The organism is Nocardia sp. CA-135953, from assembly GCF_050955735.1.
Classification (GTDB): Bacteria; Actinomycetota; Actinomycetes; order Mycobacteriales; family Mycobacteriaceae; genus Nocardia.
The window spans coordinates 478274-498529 of sequence record NZ_CP192082.1; the positions used below are offsets into that span (position 1 = coordinate 478274).

Sequence of the window (20256 nt, forward strand, 5' to 3'; positions counted from 1 at the left end):
GCGACGGGCCCGCAGGCGGTAGCGCTCGGATAGGTACAGTCGGCCGCCAGCCGCCCCGTTGAGGGTGGTGGTGGGTGACGGGCGGGCCCACGAAGGGTCCCGGGAGCGCCGCAAATTCAATACCGCAGGCGATCATGAGATGAGGGGGTACGGGGGACGTGACCCAACCACCGTACGGCTACGGGCCGGTTCCGTCTGGTGGACAACCGGTTCCGCCGCGTCCCGGTTCGGCGTATGGGCAGCCCGGATACCGTCCTGCGCCGGGGCAGCCCGTTTATGGTCAGCCCGGATATGGTCAGCAGCCCGGTTATCCGCCCGGTTACGGCCAACCCGGATATGGTCCGCCGCCGGGTTATGGCCAGCAGCCCGGTTATCCGGCGCCCGGATACGGACAGCGCGCGCCCATGCCGCCACCGACGCCCTACGGCCCACCCGGACGTCCACCGCAGAAGCGCAAGGGCGGCGGCGGGTGGATCGCGCTGCTGTTGATCATCGTCTTCGTGGTCGCGGGTGGCTTGGTGCGTGGTGCGTTTTCGCACGGCAGGCTCAGCAACACCGCGTCGGGCCCCGGCCCGAGCATGACCTATACGCCGGATTCGAACGGCGGCGTATCGGAGACCGGAACCAACCCGCTGCTGACCGATCCGAACACCACCTTGATCCCGGCGAAGTGCTCGTACGCACCGTGGAGCACACAGGTGGACACCGCGCGCAAGTTCTTCGAGACCGCCGCGAGCTGCCTGGAGTCGGCGTGGAAACCCGTGCTGGCACAGAAGAATCTGCCGTTCCAGTCGCCGACACTGAATGTCAGTGCGAGCACGGACGGCATCACCACGCCGTGCACCGGCTCCACGAGTAATTTCGCCGCGTTCTACTGCCCGGCGAACAAGACGATCTATATGCCGCTCAGTCAGCTGCAGACCGATCTGTTCAAGGACAACTGGATCGTCTACCTGTCGGTCTTCGCCCACGAATACGGTCACCACGTGCAGGCGATGGCCGGAATCCTGCGCAAGGCCAATAGCGATCGCGTCGACGCGGGCGTGCGCAGTGAGAAGGGCTTGGAGCTCTCGCGTCGAATCGAGTTGCAGGCCAACTGCTTCGACGGCATGTATCTCGGCTCTTCGGCCAATGGCGGTTCGCTGACCACGGCGCAGATCACCCTCGCCCGCCGCGACGCCCACGGCCGCGGTGACCAGCGCGGCGATATGCGCGATCACGGGACCGCGGACAACGGTGGTACGTGGTTCGAGATCGGCGTGGACAAAGACCGTGCGGCACAGTGCAATACGTTCACCGCGTCGGCCAGTTCGGTGTCGTGACCAGATGACGCAGCCGCCCTACGGCTATGGTTCGCCGCCCGGCTACCAGCCGTTGCCCGGATATCAATCCGCACCCGGATATCAGCAACCGCCGGGATATGGCACGCCACAGGGTTATCCATCCGGTCCTCCTCCGCCCTACGCGACGCCGTACGGTCCGCCGATGCCGTATCAGCGGCCGGGATATCCGCCGCGCCCGCACCCGCCGCGACGCCGGAGTACGAGTGCTGGGCTCAGTGCACTGCTCGGTGTGCTGACGGTCATCGTCGTGGTCGTCGGACTGCTTGTCTCATCGGCGATTTCGGCCGATGAGGAGAACAAGCGGCACCGCCCGTCGGCCTACACGCCGCCTACGCCGAGCTACACCTACACTCCGCCGACTTCATCGACCTCCTCGCCGAGCCCGACATCGCGCGCAGCGGCGACCACCAGTCGCGCCGCCGCGCCGACGACGACGAAACCCGCTGGGCCGCAACCGGTCGCCAAAACCGGTGACAACCCGCTGTTCAGTGACAGCGCCGCGGGTGTGGTCAATGCCGAGTGCAGTTATCCGGCCTGGTCCGCGACTGTCGAGGCGGCCACCCGATTCTTTCAGGCGGCCGCAGCCTGCCTCGACAAGAAATGGCGTCCCGCGCTACAAGGCGCCGACCTGCCGTACTCCAGCCCGGCTGTGAGCGTGCCGGCACGCGGGGCGGACGCGGCGTCACCATGCGGCTCCGGCAGTGCCAATTGGGCAGCATTTTATTGTTCGGCGAACCACACGATCTACATGCCTCTGGACAAAATCCAGATCGAGCGGTACGGCAACGACACGGTCGTCTACCTGACGGTTTTCGCGCACGAATACGGCCATCACGTGCAGGCGATCTCCGGCATCACCCAGGCAATGAGCAGTCAGCGTTCCGACGCGGGAGCGCGCAGCGCGCTCGGGCTGGAACTGTCGCGTCGCATGGAGTTGGAGGCGCAGTGCTTTGCCGGAATGTATGTCGGCACCTCGGTCGTCGATGGCGCATTCGACAAAGCGGCGCAGAACAGAACGACAGCGGATCAGTACGGGCGTGGAGATAAATCCGGCGATGCCCGCGATCACGGCACCACCCAGCACTACGGGGCGTGGTTCGAGCAAGGCCAGAACTACGACAGGACATTTCAGTGCAACACATGGAATATGTCGTCGGACGAGGTGTCCTAGCTAGCGCTTTCGTGCCCCCGGTGGATCAGTGATCGCCACCCGGCGTCTGCCCGAAGTGTCCCTCGCCCAAGCGGCGCGGCGCATGTCCGTGCACGCCTTCGGCATATGCGGTCTCCGCATGCAGTGCGAAGTCGATGCCCGCGGACTCGTCTTCCTTGCTGACCCGGAATCCGAGGAACCGGTCGATGGCCTTGCCGAGCACGAAGGAGACGGCGAACGCATACGCCGCGACCACCAGCACGCCGACCAGTTGCTTGCCGAACTGCGCGAGTCCGCCGCCGTAGAACAGGCCCTCGACACCACCGGTCATCACCTGGTTGGCCAACAGTCCGATCAGCAGCGTGCCGACGATGCCGCCGACGAAGTGCACGCCGACCACATCGAGGGAATCGTCGTAGCCGGCCTTGAATTTCCAGCCGACCGCGAACGAACACACCACACCCGCGGCCAGACCGACGATGAGCGATCCGAGCGTATTCACCGAACCGCACGAAGGTGTGATCGCGACCAGACCGGCAACCACGCCCGAGGCCGCACCGAAGGTGGTCGGCCGACCGTCGCGGATCTGCTCGACCCCGAGCCAGCCGAGCATGCCCAGACAGCCCGCGACCAGAGTGTTCAGGAATACCGCTGCCGCAATACCATTCGCCGATAGTGCCGACCCGGCATTGAAACCGAACCAGCCGAACCAGAGCAGACCCGCCCCCAGCAGTACGAACGGCAGGTTGTGCGGACGCATCGCATCGATCTTGAAGCCGATGCGCGGGCCGAGCACAAGGGCCAGCGCCAGCGCCGAGGCGCCGGAGGCAATCTCGACGACCATGCCGCCCGAGTAGTCGAGCGCGCCGAAGGAGGCCAGCCAGCCGTCCGGTCCCCACACCCAGTGCGCGATCGGCACATAGACCACAAGCGCCCACAGCGGCACGAACACCATCCAGCCCGCGAATTTCGCGCGGTCCGCGATCGCGCCGCTGACCAGTGCCGCGGTCAGGATGGCGAAGGTCAGCTGGAAGGTGGCGAACAGCAGTTCCGGGACGGTGCCGTGAACGGAATTCGGATCGATGCCCGCCATCCCGAAGTGGCCGAGATTACCGATCAGACCGCCACCCGCGTCCTCGCCGAAGGCCAGGCTGTAACCGGCCAGCAGCCACACCACGGTCACCAGCGGGATCGCGATGAAGTTCATCATCAGCATGTTGAGTACACCGGTCGAGCGCACCATCCCGCCATAGAAAATCGCCAGCGCGGGCGTCATCAGCAGCACCATGGCCGTGCTGACGAGCAGCCAGGCAGTTGCCGCGGGATCGATGGTTGAGGACACGAGGTAACTCCTTCCACGCTTGCATGCGTTGCGAAGAAGTTACCGAATCCTCACACCGTCGCTGGGCGTCGGCCCAGACAGTTCAGCGCCGCGCCTTCTTGGCCAAGGCACGCAGACCGCGTCGCCCGGGCACCGGAAGGTCGTCGCTCTCGGCCATCCATTCGGCGGTGGTGAGCCACCGGCGCTGGATGCGCGCGTCGGCGGTGTCGTGGAAGAGCCGGCGGCCGCGATCGTCGCGCAGGTCGTGGGCGAGAGTCGACCAGCGCGGCGCGCGGTCATTTTCGGCCAGATAGTCGCGCAGGTAGGTCGCGACGATCGTGCCGATGGTATTGACCGGTCGCAGCGAGACCCGATTGCCGTACTTGGCGGAGTAGAAACGTCGCGCAGCGCAAAGCGATCCGGCATTGGCATTGGAGGCGATCCAGCCTGCGCGCTGTGCGCGCTCGACCAACCACAGGTGTTTCACCGCGGACGGGGCGATATCGCCGATCCGGTCCCGGATCAGTGTCATCACCGGTTCGGACTGCAGTACATCACGTCGGGTGGGACCTGCGCCGTGCGCGAGCCAATGGTCCTCGGCCAGCCGGGCGAGTACACGGCCGAAGTCGTCGATGCTGCGCTGGGCCCGACGGCCGAGGCGTTCGATGCGTTCGGCCTCCCGGCGCATCTCGTTCTGCGCTGTGAGGGTGCGAATCGCCGCCATGGTCGGCACCTGGCCGCGTTCCAGTAGTTCGAGGATGGCGGCCGCGGTCGACGGATCGGCGGCAGCGGCCACCGGTAGCGAATCGCGCTTGATCGCGAAGTCCTGGGGGCTGATCGCCCGGCTGAGCAGGTCGACGGCGGCATGGTCATCGGCGAAATCGGTGCTCGAAAGCCAGGCGGCGGCAATATCGTCACACGACGGCACGGTGGAAATTTCCTCCGGTGGAAGTGGTGTGAGTTCGGCGAAAAGCGCCGGAATTGTGGATTTCAGGTTGTGCCCCGGTCGGGATGAGGGACCGGCCGGGGCCACCAACCTGATGAAGGTTTGGCTACCGAAGTTGCCGAGAACTACGGTAGCCAGGCGATTGCGTCATGTCATGCACGTTGATTGATTCGTTATCTCCGCAAATAGCTCCAGAACCGGGGCGCGAGTTCAACTAATCGCCGCGAAGTGCACTGGACGGGCGGCAAAATTCAGTGTTCGTCCATTCTCGATCTTCGATTGCTCCGACTTTGCCGCCTTCGGCGCTGATCAGTGGGGGCCAATGAAGATTCGAGCATCCTGTGATCTACATCACATCACTGTCGCGAAATGCCCGGCATCGCGCCACGCCCGGCCTGTCGGTCGAGGGGAATGCGCTTTGTCGGTGGGCGCCGGTAACCTCTGGCCGTGGCTCTGTACCGGAAATACCGACCGGCAACGTTCGCTGAAGTGGTGGGTCAGGAGCACGTCACCGACCCGCTGAGTACCGCACTCGACACCGGTCGCATCAGTCATGCCTATCTGTTCTCCGGTCCCCGGGGCTGCGGCAAGACCTCCTCGGCGCGCATCCTCGCGCGCTCGTTGAACTGTGTGCAGGGCCCGACCTCGACACCGTGTGGCGTCTGCCCGTCCTGTGTGGCGCTGGGACCGGGCGGTCCGGGGAATCTGGATGTGATCGAACTGGACGCCGCGAGTCACGGCGGCGTCGACGACACTCGCGAACTGCGCGATCGAGCCTTCTACGCGCCCGCGGAGTCGCGGTACCGGGTGTTCATCGTCGACGAGGCGCATATGGTCACCACGGCCGGGTTCAATGCGCTGCTCAAGATCGTCGAGGAGCCGCCGGCCCATCTGATCTTCATCTTCGCCACCACCGAGCCGGACAAGGTGCTGCCCACCATCCGGTCCCGCACGCACCACTATCCGTTCCGGCTGCTGCCGCCTGCCACCATGCGCGGACTGCTCGGCAAGATCTGCGAGCAGGAGCAGGTGCCGGTCGAGGAAGCGGTGTATCCGTTGGTGATTCGCGCGGGCGGTGGGTCGCCGCGCGACAGCCTGAGCGTGCTCGATCAACTGCTTGCGGGCGCCGGTCCCGAGGGCGTCACCTATTCGCGGGCGGTTTCGCTGCTCGGTGTCACCGATGTCGCGCTGATCGACGATGCGATCGACGCGCTCGCCGCCGGCGATGGCGCTGCCCTCTTCGGCACCATCGACCGTGTCATGGAGGCGGGTCACGATCCGCGCCGCTTCGCCGTCGACCTGCTGGAACGTCTGCGCGACCTGATCCTGCTGCAAGCTGTCCCCGATGCCGCCGACCGCGGTCTGGTCTCCGGCCCCGGCGATGTCCTGGACCGCATGCGCGAACAGGCCGAACGCACCGGCCCGGCCACCCTGGCCCGGCACGCCGAACTCCTGCACGATGGGCTCGGCGAAATGCGCGGCGCCACCGCCCCGCGCCTCCTGCTCGAGATCGTCTGCGCCCGCATGCTCCTCCCATCGGTCTCCGACGCCGAATCCGCAACCCTGCAACGCCTGGAGCGGCTCGAACGCGGCATAGCCACCGGAGCACTGGCGCCGCGCACCGCCGCGGCCCCATCCGCTCCGCCGCAGCCCGAAGCCCCGGCACAATCGGCACCGCCGCGTTCGTCCGACGAACCTCCCCGCCGCCGAGGCGCGGAACTGCTCGCGGCCGCCCGCCGCGAAAAGGGCGCCACCCGCGCAGGCGCGAGCCCGGCGAGCGCTCCGGCGCAGGCTGGTAGCCCGGCGCAGAGCCTGCCTGCAGAGCGGGCAGCGGCTGTTGATCAGCACTCGACCGCTGAACATGGTGTCGGTCCAGCGGGTTTGTCCGGTGGGCCGGATCCCGCGGTCGGACCGAGCGCTGCGGCAACACAGCCCTCATCGGTGCCAGCGGCTTCGGCCGCCCACCAGCATTCCGCAGAGCAGGGCGCAGCCGCAGGGCACGCCGAAGCGGGAGCCGGATTCGCTTTCGTGCCGGACGAGCGCGGCGATACGCGGGCGGGTGCCGATCGCACGGCTGTCGATCGGGGTTCGAGCACTGGACAGGTTGGTACGGCAGAGTCGGCCGGAGTAGATGCCTCGGCTGGGACGAGCGGCGCACCCGTCGATGCGGCGTCTGCGGGACAAGCACGCGATGCCACACGTGAGGCTTTCGCCTCTTCAGGCGTCGAATCTGCGAATCGAGCCGCCGCACCCGGTCGAGGTGTGGCCGACCCGGCGGGCGACGCGGGTTCGCAGGCTGCCGCCGGATTGCTGGAATCCGAAGGGACGCAGGAGGTCTCCGAGACAACTGCGCCGCGAGAGCGCGACTACCCGGGGGCCGCGGCGGCTGGTGAGGGCCGAGCACCGGCCAATTCAGAAGTTGCGCAGTCGATTTCGGCTCGGCAGCCCGACCAGGCTGCCACCGATCGGGCGGCGTCCACGGCCGGTGCGGCGCAAGCGAGCAAACAGACCGGTGGTGCGGGTGCCGCAGGACACCACGACGCCGCGGTGCAACCGTCGGAGCGAGGTGTCGCGGATCGGGCCGCAGGTGGTGCGGCGCCGGAGGACGGCGCACAAGGTGTTTCTGAAGGTGTTTCCGGGCAGCGGGGGAGCGTGCAAGGTCCCGCGCAGGACAGCGGTGCGCACGGTCTCGCTGAGCAGGCCGGTGGGCAGGGGGATGGGGATTTGTTGCGGGCGGTGGAGGGGGCCTGGGCGGAGATTCGGGCGAAAGTTCGGGAGTTCGGGCCTACCGTGCAGGCGTTGCTGTCGGGGGCCTCGGTGGCGCGGATCGAAGGGGAGGTGATCGTATTCGCGCATCAGCATGCGCCGTTGGCGCAGCGGTTGTCCGATCCACGGAATGTGGAGGCGGTGCGGTCGGCGGTGCGGGCCGTGCTCGGCAGCGATCATCCGGTGCGCTGGGAAGCGGGCGGCGCCGCGCCTCGGCCCGCGGCTGCCGCGCCGAAGGCGAGTCGGGGGCGTGGTCAGGCAGGGCAGGCTGTTGGTGCGCCGGGACGCGAATCCGGCACTGCGGCCGGACGCGCTTCGGATGCGCCTACGCCGCCGCGGTTCTCGCGGCCGAGTCAGGCCAGGGCGGCGGCCGCCGATCCAGCGGCGGGCCCTGGTCGGCGGCCCGCACCGAGTAGTGACGCGCGGTCGTTCCGCGGCGACGACGATATTCCGCCGCCCGACTTCCCGGATCTCCCGGATGACCCGGGTCCGATGGATTACGCGCCGATCGATGGCGTTCCGCCGCCCTCCACGCCGGAGGAGGAACGGGAGATGCTGGCCGAATCGCAGACCCCGGTGGCGCCAGGGGATCGACGCGACCCGGATGAGGTGGCCTTGGAATTGCTCAAAAGTGAGCTGGGTGCCACACGGCTGGATGGTTGACAACCCTCGTTCACAAGACGTTAAGTTAACCGGAGTTCGCACACCACGGTAGTATGAACGGGTGGCCGCGAGCCGCGGTGTGGCGAAGTTCTATGGTATGCGGAGGCATGCGGGTATCTGGAACTCGTCATCGCCGCTGCTTGTCGACTTTTGTACAGCGTCAGGACGGTCGGTCTCCGGACCGATCGGCGAGTCACTCGCATGGACGGACGAATGTTCGGCCGCCGCACCCTTGAGGAAGGAACACTCCGATATGACCACAGAGGCCTACATTTACGAGGCCATCCGCACCCCGCGCGGACGCGGCAAGAAGAACGGTTCGCTGCACTCGGTCAAGCCGATCGACCTGACTGTTGGTCTGATCCAGGAGCTGCGCGGCCGTTTCCCGAACCTCGACGAGGACCGGATCTCCGACCTGATCCTGGGCGTCGTCGCGCCGGTTGGTGACCAGGGCGCCGATATCGCCCGCACCGCCGTGACCGTGGCCGGCCTGCCCGACACCGTCGGCGGCTTCCAGCTCAACCGCTTCTGCGCCTCCGGCCTCGAGGCCGTCAACCTGGCCGCGCAGAAGGTCCGCTCGGGCTTCGACGACCTGGTCCTCGCCGGCGGCGTCGAGTCCATGTCCCGCGTGCCGATGGGCTCCGACGGTGGCGCCTGGGCGTTGGACCCGGCCACCAACTACGACACCTACTTCGTGCCGCAGGGTGTCTCCGCCGACCTGATCGCCACCATCGAGGGCTTCTCCCGCGATGACGTGGACGCCTACGCCGTGCGCTCGCAGGAGCTCGCCGCCAAGGCCACCACCGGCGGTTACTTCGCCAAGTCGATCGTTCCGGTCAAGGACCAGAACGGCCTCGTCGTCCTCGACAACGACGAGCACATGCGTCCGGGCACCACCGCCGAGGACCTGGCCAAGCTGAACCCGTCCTTCGCCGTGGTCGGCGAGATGGGCGGCTTCGACGCCGTGGCGTTGCAGAAGTACCACTTTGTCGAGAAGATCAACCACGTCCACCACGGTGGCAACAGCTCGGGCATCGTCGACGGCGCCGCGCTGGTGCTGGTCGGTTCGGAAGAGGCGGGCAAGGCCTCCGGCCTGACCCCGCGTGCACGCGTCGTCGCGACCGCGACCAGCGGCGCGGACTCCACCCTCATGCTGACCGGTCCGACCCCGGCCGCCAAGAAGGTGCTGGCCAAGGCGGGTCTGACCCTCGACGACATCGACCTGGTCGAGATCAACGAGGCCTTCGCCTCGGTGGTGCTGAAGTTCCAGAAGGATCTGCAGATCCCGGACGAGAAGCTGAACGTCAACGGCGGCGCCATCGCGATGGGCCACCCGCTCGGCGCCACCGGCGCCATGATCACCGGCACCATGGTCGACGAGCTGGAGCGCCGCAACGGCCGCTACGCGCTGGTCACCCTCTGCATCGGCGGCGGCATGGGCGTCGCCACGATCATCGAGCGCGTCTAACCCCAACCGACAGCTGAGAATTCACGGCGGCGTACGCGCAGGCCCGGAGGCGGTAGCTTGCGTAACCACGTAGGGACCGCGAACGCCGCCGATTAGACACAGGAGACACAGAGCAGTGAGCGAGCGAACCGAAGGCACAGGGCGCCTCGCGAACGGCGGAGCCGTGAGCGAGACCAACATGATCGGTTGGGAGCAGGATTCGGACGGCATCGTCGTTTTGACGATGGACGACCCGAACCAGGGCGCCAACACGATGAACGAGCTGTACAAGACGTCGATGACCACGACCGTCGACCGGCTCGAGGCCGAGAAGGACAGCATCACCGGCGTGGTGATCACCTCGGCGAAGAAGACCTTCTTCGCCGGGGGGGACCTGAAGAACATGATGAAGGTCGGCCCGGAAGACGGCCAGGCCCTCATGGAGGAACTCGGCACCATCAAGTCGGCGCTGCGTCGGCTGGAGACTCTGGGCAAGCCGGTCGTCTCGGCGATCAACGGCGCCGCACTCGGCGGTGGCTTGGAGATCACCCTGGCGACCCACTACCGAATCGCCGCGGATGTGCCGGGCGTGCAGCTCGGCCTGCCCGAGGCGACCCTGGGCCTGCTGCCCGCCGGTGGCGGTGTGATCCGCACCGTGCGCATGTTCGGCCTGCAGGGCGCGCTGATGCAGTTCCTGCTGCAGGGCAACAAGTACCGCCCCGGCAAGGCCAAGGAGATCGGCCTGATCAACGAGGTCGTCGGCTCGGTCGAGGAACTGTTGCCCGCCGCCAAGGCGTGGATCAAGGCCAACCCCGAGGGTGGCGTGCAGCCCTGGGACAAGAAGGGCTTCAAGATCCCGGGCGGCACCCCCTCCAGCCCGGCCTTCGCCGCCAACCTCCCGGCCTTCCCGGCCAACCTGCGCAAGCAGCTCAAGGGCACCAACATGCCCGCACCGCGCGCCATCATGTCGGCCGCGGTCGAGGGTTCGCAGGTCGATATCGACAACGCGTCGCTGATCGAATCGCGCTACTTCGTCTCGCTGCTGACCGGCCCGGTCGCGAAGAACATGATCCAGGCGTTCTTCTTCGACCTGCAGTCGATCAACAACGGCGGTTCGCGGCCCAAGGATGTCCCGAAGAAGGAGATCCGCAAGGTCGGCGTGCTCGGTGCGGGCATGATGGGCGCGGGCATCGCCTACGTCTCGGCCAAGGCGGGCTACGAGGTCGTGCTGAAGGACGTCACCATCGAGGCGGCTGAGCGCGGTAAGAACTACTCCGAGAAGATCGAGGCCAAGGCCCTCTCTCGCGGCAAGACCACCGAGGAGAAGTCCAAGGCGCTGCTGGACCGGATCAAGCCGACCGCGGATGCGGCCGACTTCGCCGGTGTCGACTTCGTCATCGAAGCGGTCTTCGAGAACACCGAGCTGAAGCACAAGGTGTTCCAGGAGATCGAGGACATCGTCACCCCGGACGCGCTGCTGGGATCGAACACCTCCACCTTGCCGATCACCGGTCTGGCGACCGGTGTGAAGCGCCAGGAGGACTTCATCGGCATCCACTTCTTCTCGCCGGTCGACAAGATGCCGCTGGTGGAGATCATCAAGGGTGAGAAGACCTCCGACGAGGCGCTGGCCCGGGTGTTCGACTACACCCTCGCGATCAAGAAGACCCCGATCGTCGTCAACGACAGCCGCGGCTTCTTCACCTCGCGCGTGATCGGCACCTTCGTCAACGAGGCGATCGCCATGCTCAACGAGGGCATCGAGCCCGCGACCATCGAGCAGGCCGGTCTGCAGGCGGGCTACCCGGCCGCGCCGCTGCAGCTGTCGGACGAGCTGAACCTGACGCTGATGCAGAAGATCGCCAAGGAGACCCTGGAGGCCGCCGAGAAGGGTGACAACACCCTGGGTGTGAAGCGGCACCCGGCGCAGGATGTCATCGACTACCTGGTCGAGCAGGGTCGCCCGGGCCGCCTGGGCAAGGCCGGTTTCTACGAGTACGACGAGGACGGCAAGCGTCTCGGCCTGTGGCCGGGTCTGCGCGAGCACTTCAAGACCAGCGCCGGTTTCGGTGTGCCGCTGCAGGAGCTGATCGACCGCATGCTGTTCATCGAGGCGATCGAGACCCAGAAGTGCTTCGACGAGGGTGTGCTCATCACCACCGCCGACGCCAATATCGGCTCGATCTTCGGCATCGGCTTCCCGGCCTGGACCGGTGGTGTGCACCAGTACATCGTCGGTTACCCGGGCGGCCAGGCGGCGTTCGTCGAGCGCGCCGACTACCTCGCCAAGACCTACGGCGAGCGCTTCGAGGTCCCGGCCTCGCTGCGCAAGTAGTCACGCGGTAATTCGCGACGGGCCGTAGCGACTGCTTGCAGGTCGCTCGAAAAGGTCAGCCCGCCACCGCATTTCGCGGTGGCGGGCTTTCGCTGTTCCCGGCCCGGCTTGCGGCCGCGCGAGCATTGCGAGAGTGTGCTGGTTCACCTGGAGGGCGCAACCTGGGGCCTGCCGTCGGGCGAACGCACCCTGATCCTGGTGGGCGACAACACCTTTTCCAATGCCGTTAACCTGTGCGACCGGCCTCGTCGATACGGTGGTTGATTGTGGTCAGAAGTAAAGCGTCCCTGGTTGTAGCGACCGTCGCGCTCGCATGTGCTGTTGCCCCGGTTGCCAACGCGGCGCCGCAGCCGGTCGCGTCCGATGTCGCACCGGTGCGCATGCTCGGCCAGCAGATGATTCCGTTCGACATGGACTTTCGGGGCACCACGGTCGGCGGACTGTCCGGTATCGATTTCCAGCCGAGCACCGGCGAATACGTGTTGATCAGCGACGACAGGTCCGAGCGTGATCCGGCGCGTTTCTATACCGCGCGATTCGGCGTGGACGACAGCGGCGTCGGTCCGGTGATGTTCACCGATACCCGCGCGCTGCGTACTCCGGACTGCTCGCGGTACGCGCCGAAGTCTTTGGATCCGGAGGAGATTCGGGTCGATCCGTGGACCGGTGATTACTTCTGGACGCAGGAGGGTGAGCGCACCGATGCGGTGCTCGCCGACCCCTCGGTCCGAATCACCCACCCGGATGGCACTTTCGCCGCCGAACTCCCGATTCCGGAGAACGAGCGGATACGCCCGACCACCGGCCCGCGCCAGAATCTCGCGCTCGAGGGCGCGACCTTCGCGGCGGGTGGCGCCCTGTTCGTGACCGCCATGGAGGGCCCGCTGCTGCAGGACGGACCTGTCGCAACGGCGAAAACCGGTGCCACTTCACGGCTTACGGTGCAGGCGCGCTTCGGTCGGCTGCTTGCTCAGTACGCCTACCCGATGGAGCCGGTCTTCGCCGAGTCGAGTCCGGAGCCGGGCCAGGGCATGAACGGCATTGCCTCGATCCTGGCCGCCGATCCGCTCGATCCCACGAAATTCCTTGTCCTGGAGCGCTCTTACGTGCTCGGCGTCGGCAATAAGATCCGCATCTACGAGGCCGATACAAGTGGCGCGACCAACGTCCTCGATGCTCCGCTCGGCACCGCCCAGCCGGTCGCCAAGCGCTTGCTGGTCGACCTCGCCGATCTCGGGCTCGACCCCATCGACAATATCGAGGGTATGACCTGGGGGCCGCGCCTGCCGTCGGGCGAACGCACCCTGATCCTGGTCAGCGACAACAACTTTTCGGATAAGCAGGTCACCCAGATCGTGGCACTGGCCGTCCGGTAGCAGGTCGGCCAGCTGGCCCGTAGTTCAGCTGGGCCGCAGATCCTCCGCCGCCCGGTAGTACGCGTCGGCGGCGCGGGTGAAGTAGTCGAACAGCACTTCACGCTATTCGCGCCCCGCCATCGCCGCCGCATCGTCTCCCGCGTCCTGGCCGCCTCCGCCATCACCCGCGGTGTCGCCGTGGGCGGCAGCCAAGACGGTCGCTGGTTGATCGCCGCGTTCCAGAACACGCAGCGCGAGAACGTCACGGAGCGGATCTCGTTTCTCTACGATCCGACGACCAGGCCCGCGACCGAGCGCTGCGGCGGTCGCAACCACGCTGTTTCGAAAGCCACCCACTCGGGTTGATACCGCGCTACGTTGGAGTATGCGTGACATATCGGGCATCGCGAGATCGTTTCGCGATGTCCGATGTCCGTGTGTTTCTCGGTCGCCGGTGACGCCGATTCGATGTGAATTCGAGGTGGTCACATGAATCCACAGATGCGTTCGGGCAAGGCAAACGCCGAATCGACTTCGGCCGAATCGGACACACAGCGGCATGCACCCATCGAAATGGTCGACGAGCTGGAGGCGATGGGCCTGTCGGGTGCGGTCGAGGTCGGCCGGGGCGGGTTCGGGGTGGTGTACCGCTGTGTCCAGTACGCCTTGGACCGGGTGGTCGCGGTCAAGGTGCTGTCATCGGAGATCGATGCCGAGAGTCGGGAACGGTTCCTGCGCGAGGAGCAGGCGATGGGCCGACTGTCCGGCCATCCGAATATCGTCGACATCCTGCAGGTCGATGTCACCCCGACCGGCCAGCCGTTCATCGTGATGCCCTTCTGCACCCGGGGCTCGCTCGAACAGGTAATTCGGGACCAGGGTCCGCTCACCTGGGCGGATTCGCTGCGGGCCGGAGTGAAGCTGGCGGGTGCGATCGAGAGCGCGCATCGGGCCCAGATTCTGCATCGGGACGTCAAACCGGCGAATGTCCTGCTCAGCGCGTACGGCGAACCGCAACTCACGGATTTCGGAATCGCCAGGATTCCGGGCGGTTTCCGCACTTCCAGTAGTTTGATCACGGGCTCACCCGCCTTCACCGCGCCCGAGGTACTCAAGGGCGACGAGCCGACCGTGCTGTCCGATGTATACGGACTCGGCTCGACGCTGTTCGCCCTGTTGACCGGCCATGCCGCCTTCGAAAGGCAATCGGGGGAGAAGGTGGTCGCGCAATTCCTGCGGATCACCACCCAGCCGGTGCCGGATCTGCACGGCCACGACCTTCCCGACGATGTCGCCGATGCCATCCAGTATGCGATGGACACCGATCCGGGTAGCCGGCCCGCGTCGGCCTTCGAGTTCGGCGAGCTGCTGCGCACGGTGCAGCGCGAGCACGATCAGATGCCCGATGAGATGGCGCTGCTGGATACCTCGGAGGTGGCGCCGGAGGAGACGGAACATCCGAACGCGGCCGAGGTGACGGTAACGCGACCGGCGGTGACCGCGCGCCGCAGTTGGCCGTTGACACTGCGCCCCGCGGTCTCCCAGCATCCGGCCAACTCGCGCTCGGTCGCGCCGACACTGCCCCCGACCGCCACGACGAAATTCCGTCCGCCGACCCCGACCCGCGAGCCGGTGCCGCGCCCGCGCCTGCTGGACACCCTGCGCGCCGGTGGCCGCCGCCGACTCGCGGTGATCCACGCGCCGGCCGGATTCGGCAAGAGCACGGTGGCCGCGCAGTGGCGCAACGAGCTGACCGATGCCGGGGTCCCGGTGGCCTGGCTCGGCATCGACCAGTACGACGATAACGAGATCTGGTTCCTGGCCCACCTCATCCAGGCGATCCGCCGGGTTCGCCCGGACATCGGCGACGGCTTGGACCAGGTGCTCGAGGAACGGCCCGCCGACGCGGTCGCCTATGTCATCTCCACGCTGATCGACGAGATCCACGCCAGCGGGACCACCGTCGTGGTGATCGTGGACGACTGGCACCGGGTCGGCGATGCGGATGCGCGGCGCGCGCTTGATGCGTTGCTGGACAACGGGTGTCACCACTTGCGCTTCGTGGTGACCAGTCGGGAGCAGTCGGGTCTGCCGACCAGTCGGATGCGGGTGCACGACGAATTGGTCGAGATAGGCTCCTCGGCGTTGCGCCTGACCACCGAAGAGACCAAGGAAATCCTGGTGCAGCGCAACGGATTCGCGCTCACCGATAACCAGATCGAGGAGATCCACGTGGCCACCGACGGCTGGCCCGCGGCGGTGCAGCTGGTGAGTTTGTCGTTGCGCGGCAATGTCGATCCGGATCGATTGATCGCGAATCTGGACGAGGGCAGTCACGGCATTCGTGAGTATCTCGCCGAAAACGTCTTGGACACCCTCGAACCCAAGATGCTCGACTTCCTGACCTCGATCTCGATCACCGAGCGGGTCAGTGGTTCGCTGGCCTCGGCGCTGTCGGAGGAGCCGGAGGCCGAATCGATGCTGGAACAGGCCGAACAACGCGAGTTGTTCGTCCGGCGCATCGCCCATGATCCCGAGTGGTTCCGGATGCAGCCGCTGTTCGCCGAACATCTACGGGCGCGGTTGGAGCGGGCCGATCCGAGCAGGGTGCGGGCATTGCACCGCAAGGCATCTCGCTGGTATGCCGAACATAATTTGCTGCGCAAGTCGGTCGATCACGCGCTGGCGGCGACGGATCTGAAAATGGCGTTGGATCTGCTCGAGAGCGGCGGCATGGATCTCATCGATAAGTCCCGCCTAGCGACGCTGCTCGGGACGGTATCGAAGCTGCCGATGCAGCAGGTGGCTTCGCGATCCAAACTGCTCATGGCCGTGGCCAGGGCGAATGTGAATCTGCAGCAGCCCGCCGCGGCGCGCGCGGCCTTGGGCCGCTTGTCCAATGTGCTGGCGCGCGGATCGTCCACCGATGACGATGCGGACCGACAGCGCTGCCAGGCAGCGGTGCTCGCGGCCTCGGATCAGATCGCGCGCGACCACACCGAGGGTGTTCTCGACCGGGTGGCCGAATGCCTGGAGAAACCCGATGAACTACCCGCTTGGACCGTATCGATCGCCGCGAATCTGACCTCCTTCGTGCGCTTGTGCGAATTCGACTTCGACGGGGCGCGCGAAATCCAGGAATGGGCGGCGCCGTTTCACGCTCGATCCAAGGATCCGCTCGGCGAAGTTTTCGGACTGTGCGGCAAGGGTGCGGCGGCCTATGAACAGCTCGATATCGCCACTGCCACAAGCTGTTTCCAGCAGGCGTGGGAGACCGCGCGGCAGAAGTCGGGGCCGCGCTCCGATGCGGTGCGGGTGGCCGCGGCGCTGCTCGGCGAAATGAGTTACCGCCGGGGCGATCTGGATTCCGCCGACCGGCTGCTCGACGACAGTCATCAGTTGGTCACCCGAGTCGGGCCGGTCGACTTCCTGATCTCCACCTTCGTCGTCGGTGCCAGGGTCAAGGCCGCGCTCGGCGATCTGTACACCGCGACCGCCCGCCTCGACGAGGGCGATCGAATCGCGGCCGATAGCAGATTGATCCGGCTCGCCGCGCATATCCGCGCCGAGCGGCTGCGTCTGGGATTGCTGACCGATACCGCGGCCCGGCGCGTCGCCGATGCCGCGACCGGATACGAATCGGATATCTCCGGAACCATTCACCAGGCCCATCGGATGACGGGCGCGGCGGCGCTGGCCGCCGAGGCGGAGGAGATCGCCGCGATCCGCGCGCTGCTGTCCGAACGTCAACTGCGCGCCGACGATCGCGCGGTGCGTCGGGCCCGTGCGCTGCACGCCCGCATGGTCGAACAGCGCCGTCCCCGTGCGGAGTTGGACACCGCACTGCTGCTCGCCGAATGTCTGGCCGCCTCCGGCTGGGTCGGCGAGGCCACCGGACTGCTGCTGCCCGCGGCGGCCACCTGCGCCGAACACGGTTGGACCATGCCACTTTTGGATGCGGGACCCGGCGTGCTCGGTATCCTGCGCGTGCTGCGCACCGAAGTGCGTGCGACACCGGGACAATCCGGCGAAACGACGCTGCCCGCCCTATTCCTGGATGAACTCCTGGGCTAGGACGGGCAGTATCAGTCGCTGATTACGGCTGCCACCACGGGCGCAGCGGCAGACCCGATTCGCCGTTCGGGCCCAGCTTGACGCCGAGCACCTGGTGCAACTGAACCACGTTGCGCTGGAAGCCGAGTCGGCAACCGGCCATGTACAGGCCCCACACCTTCGCGGTGCCCTCGCCGACCTCTTCGACGCAGGCATCCCAGTTGGCGACCAGATTCTTACACCATTCGTGCAGGGTGAGTGCGTAGTGCTCGCGCAGGTTCTCCTCGTGGATCACCTCGAGGCCTATGTTCTGGATCTCGGAGATGATCCGGCCGGAGCCGATCAGTTCGCCGTCCGGGAAGACGTAGCGGTCGATGAAGTCACCGGCCTTGGTGGTCCGGGTGTTGTCCGGCCTGGTGATGCAGTGGTTCAGGAACAGGCCGCCCTCGCGCAGCTTGCTCTTGATGTAGTCGAAGTAGAACGGGTAGTTGTGCACCCCGATGTGCTCGGTCAGGCCGATCGAGGAGACGGCATCGAAGTCGACCTCCGGAATATCGCGGTAGTCGGAATGCCGCACTTCGGCGAGGTCGGACAGACCCGCTTCGGCGATCTTCTGCTGCGCCCATTCCGCCTGTTCCGCGGATAGGGTCGCGCCGATGACCTTGACGCCGCGCTTGGCCGCGTAGCGCACCATGCCGCCCCAGCCGCAGCCGATATCGAGCAGCCGGTCGCCCGCCTTCAGTCGCAGCTTGTCGAAGACCAGGCGGTACTTGTTCTCCTGGGCCTGCTCCAGGGTCCAGTTCTCGTCCCCGTAGGTCGCGCAGGTGTAGGTCATCGAGGGGCCGAGGACGTATTCGTAGAAGGTGTTGGAGACGTCGTAGTGGTGGTGGATGGCCTCGGCATCGCGAGTCTTGGAGTGCCGCAGGCCCTCCAGCGCGATCCGGCGCCAGCGCGGCAGCGTCTCCTGCGGCGGCGGCGCGATCGGCTTGAGCCGCTCCCAGCCGAGCGAGCGGGCGATGGTGACCAGCGCGAGCGCCGACGGACGACGGAACTTCATCCCGTCCATCGCCCGGAGAATGTCGTACGGGTCGCCGGGGTGCACGCCGGTGGCGTTCATATCGCCTGCGATGTAGGCACGGGCCATGCCGAGATCACCCGGCGCGGTGGCCAGGTAGTTGATCCCACGCGGGGACTTGATCTCCAGGGTGTATTCCGATTCCTCCGGCCCGGTCGCGCTGCCGTCGTAGGCGGTGAGCCGAATCGGAACATCGCCGTCGATCAGCGTCTCGAAGATCTCGGCAATGCTGAGTTTTGTCCCGAGGTCCGCGAAGACATCGGAACGGTCCTTGAATGTAGTCATTTGCGTTGCACCGCCTTCGAATACAAATCCAGCAGTCGCTGGTCCGGGTCGTAGCGCTTCTTCAGTTCGGTGTAGGTCTCGCCGCCGTACAGGGCCGCGAATTCATCCTTGCCGTAATACGAATCCGAGTACAGGGATTTGTGCCCGTCGAACTCGGTGACGGTCTGCTCGATCGCGCGATTGGCCTTGCCCTCCTGCTGACCCGCGACGGTCGGCACCGCGGACCAGAATCCGACATTGACGTAGGTACGGTTCGGCTGCAGCGGATACAGCGGCCATGGACGCCCCGTTGCCGATGCGTCGTTTTCGCGCAGTCGCAGCGGGCACAGCCAGATCGGTTCGATCGGAATTTCGCGCAGGAACCATTCGACGAAATCCGCGGTCCGCTCGACCGGAACCTCGACGTCCTGCACCACGCGCTCGCGCGGCGGATTGCCCTGGCGGGCCTCCAGTTTGTCGCCGATACCGTACTTGTGATCGAGTGCGATGAGCTTCCAATAGAAGCTGCTGCGCCGGTAGCGCTTCGGCCAGAACCGGCGGATCTTCGGGTTCTGGGTGCCGAAGGCGCGCGAACACCAGAACCAGTCGGTGTCCCAGCGCCAGAGATAGTCGTGGATGCTCAGCCGGTCGCGCTTGGGGCGGTCGGAGTCGTGCTGGATGGACCGGTAGTAGATGTCCATGCCGGTGTAGTCGCTGACCGGGCCGGGTTCGTCGGTCTGTCGGCCGAGCGTCAGATAGCTTTCGTCGGCGGTGAAGACCACGCCGTCGAGGTAGTCGACGCGTTCGCCGTCGTGGGTCTTGTCCGTGACGATCCGGGCGAGGGTGGACTCCAGCTCGCGCAGGTCGTGGAAGCGGACGTGGCGCAGCGCCACATAGGGCTGGACGGTCTCCAGTTCGATCTTCAGGCGCACCGAGTAGCCGAGGGTGCCGTAGGAGTTCGGGAAACCGCGGAACAGGTCCGCGTGCTCGCCATCCGGTGTCGCGGTGATGATCTCGCCCGCCCCGGTCAGCACGTCCATCTCCAGCACCGACTCGTGCGGCAGACCGCTGCGGAACGAGGTGGATTCGATGCCGAGGCCGGTGACCGCGCCGCCGAGGGTGATCGTCTTGAGCTGCGGCACCACCAGCGGGGCCAGGCCGTAGGGCAGTGTCGTGGCGACCAGATCCTCGTAGGTGGTCATCCCGGCGACGTCGGCGGTCTTGGCTTCCGCGTCCACCGCGATGACCTCGGCGAGGCCGGAAACATCCAGGCCGGGTGCGGTGTTCTGGGCCCTGGCCCGGAATAGATTCGAGGTCTTCTTCGCCAGTCGCACGTTGGCGTTCGCGGGTATCGCGCGATAACTGGCCAACAGTCGGTCCACACCCGCTCGATGCGCGGCGAACCCTGATTCGTGTGCGGCCGATGCGGGCCCGGCCTTCCCCAACAGACTCACTGCCACTCCTCGACGCTAGTACGCACCGGTAACACAAGCCACCGCAAGGTCACCGACGAGGGATAAATGTCACGCTTCTGTTGC

At 66.4% G+C, this 20256-nt stretch carries 12 protein-coding genes; 8 read left to right on the plus strand and 4 right to left on the minus strand.

Annotated features, from left to right (window positions below; all coding sequences use genetic code 11):
- The first annotated feature begins 158 nt into the window (after positions 1 to 158).
- Together ACQPXH_RS02205 and ACQPXH_RS02210 are read left to right on the plus strand one after the other, a co-directional pair.
- Complete coding sequence (locus tag ACQPXH_RS02205) at positions 159 to 1322, plus strand: neutral zinc metallopeptidase (RefSeq protein WP_433600679.1); 1164 nt, start codon at positions 159 to 161, stop codon at positions 1320 to 1322.
- A 4-nt stretch (positions 1323 to 1326) separates the two neighbouring features.
- Complete coding sequence (locus tag ACQPXH_RS02210) at positions 1327 to 2514, plus strand: neutral zinc metallopeptidase (protein ID WP_433600680.1); 1188 nt, start codon at positions 1327 to 1329, stop codon at positions 2512 to 2514.
- Positions 2515 to 2539: 25 nt separating this feature from the next.
- Here the strand turns inward: ACQPXH_RS02210 and ACQPXH_RS02215 are convergent, their stop codons facing one another.
- Positions 2540 to 3835: an ammonium transporter gene (locus ACQPXH_RS02215; protein ID WP_433600681.1), complete on the minus strand. Its 1296-nt coding sequence runs from the start codon at positions 3833 to 3835 to the stop codon at positions 2540 to 2542.
- 82 nt (positions 3836 to 3917) lie between these two features.
- The gene (locus ACQPXH_RS02220) at positions 3918 to 4742 is read right to left on the minus strand and encodes a hypothetical protein (RefSeq protein ID WP_433600682.1); all 825 of its coding nucleotides are present in this window, start codon (positions 4740 to 4742) and stop codon (positions 3918 to 3920) included.
- Positions 4743 to 5207: 465 nt separating this feature from the next.
- On the opposite strand from ACQPXH_RS02220, the gene ACQPXH_RS02225 reads away from it, so the two are divergent.
- The 6 genes from ACQPXH_RS02225 (at position 5208) to ACQPXH_RS02250 (ending at position 17400) form a co-directional block, all read left to right on the plus strand.
- Positions 5208 to 8189 (plus strand): DNA polymerase III subunit gamma and tau, encoded by a 2982-nt coding sequence (locus tag ACQPXH_RS02225; protein WP_433600683.1) that lies wholly within the window; start codon positions 5208 to 5210, stop codon positions 8187 to 8189.
- Between the two features lie 253 nt (positions 8190 to 8442).
- Positions 8443 to 9657: an acetyl-CoA C-acetyltransferase gene (locus tag ACQPXH_RS02230; protein ID WP_433600684.1), complete on the plus strand. Its 1215-nt coding sequence runs from the start codon at positions 8443 to 8445 to the stop codon at positions 9655 to 9657.
- Between the two features lie 163 nt (positions 9658 to 9820).
- Entirely contained in the window at positions 9821 to 11971 is a 2151-nt protein-coding gene (locus tag ACQPXH_RS02235; protein ID WP_433600685.1) for a 3-hydroxyacyl-CoA dehydrogenase NAD-binding domain-containing protein, read from the plus strand.
- 266 nt (positions 11972 to 12237) lie between these two features.
- A complete protein-coding gene (locus ACQPXH_RS02240) occupies positions 12238 to 13347 on the plus strand; it encodes an esterase-like activity of phytase family protein (protein ID WP_433600686.1) in 1110 nt (369 codons plus the stop codon).
- 204 nt (positions 13348 to 13551) lie between these two features.
- The gene (locus tag ACQPXH_RS02245) at positions 13552 to 13692 is read left to right on the plus strand and encodes a hypothetical protein (RefSeq protein ID WP_433600687.1); all 141 of its coding nucleotides are present in this window, start codon (positions 13552 to 13554) and stop codon (positions 13690 to 13692) included.
- Positions 13693 to 13815: 123 nt separating this feature from the next.
- The gene (locus ACQPXH_RS02250) at positions 13816 to 17400 is read left to right on the plus strand and encodes a protein kinase domain-containing protein (protein WP_433600688.1); all 3585 of its coding nucleotides are present in this window, start codon (positions 13816 to 13818) and stop codon (positions 17398 to 17400) included.
- Between the two features lie 22 nt (positions 17401 to 17422).
- Here ACQPXH_RS02250 and ACQPXH_RS02255 read toward each other — a convergent pair whose 3' ends face one another.
- On the minus strand, positions 17423 to 18739 hold the full coding sequence (locus ACQPXH_RS02255) for a class I SAM-dependent methyltransferase (RefSeq protein WP_433600689.1): 1317 nt from the start codon (positions 18737 to 18739) through the stop codon (positions 17423 to 17425).
- Complete coding sequence (locus ACQPXH_RS02260) at positions 18736 to 20172, minus strand: FAD-binding oxidoreductase (protein WP_433600690.1); 1437 nt, start codon at positions 20170 to 20172, stop codon at positions 18736 to 18738. Before ACQPXH_RS02260 ends, ACQPXH_RS02255 begins: the two co-directional genes overlap by 4 nt.
- Between the last annotated feature and the right edge of the window lie 84 nt (positions 20173 to 20256).

What these genes read in the sequence shown, in the direction of transcription:
- ACQPXH_RS02210 (WP_433600680.1), top strand. Translation starts at nt 1,327, where the DNA reads ATGACGCAGCCGCCCTACGGCTATGGTTCGCCGCCCGGCTACCAGCCG.
- ACQPXH_RS02230 (WP_433600684.1), top strand. Translation starts at nt 8,443, where the DNA reads ATGACCACAGAGGCCTACATTTACGAGGCCATCCGCACCCCGCGCGGA.
- ACQPXH_RS02250 (WP_433600688.1), top strand. Translation starts at nt 13,816, where the DNA reads ATGAATCCACAGATGCGTTCGGGCAAGGCAAACGCCGAATCGACTTCG.
- ACQPXH_RS02255 (WP_433600689.1), bottom strand. Translation starts at nt 18,739, where the DNA reads ATGACTACATTCAAGGACCGTTCCGATGTCTTCGCGGACCTCGGGACA.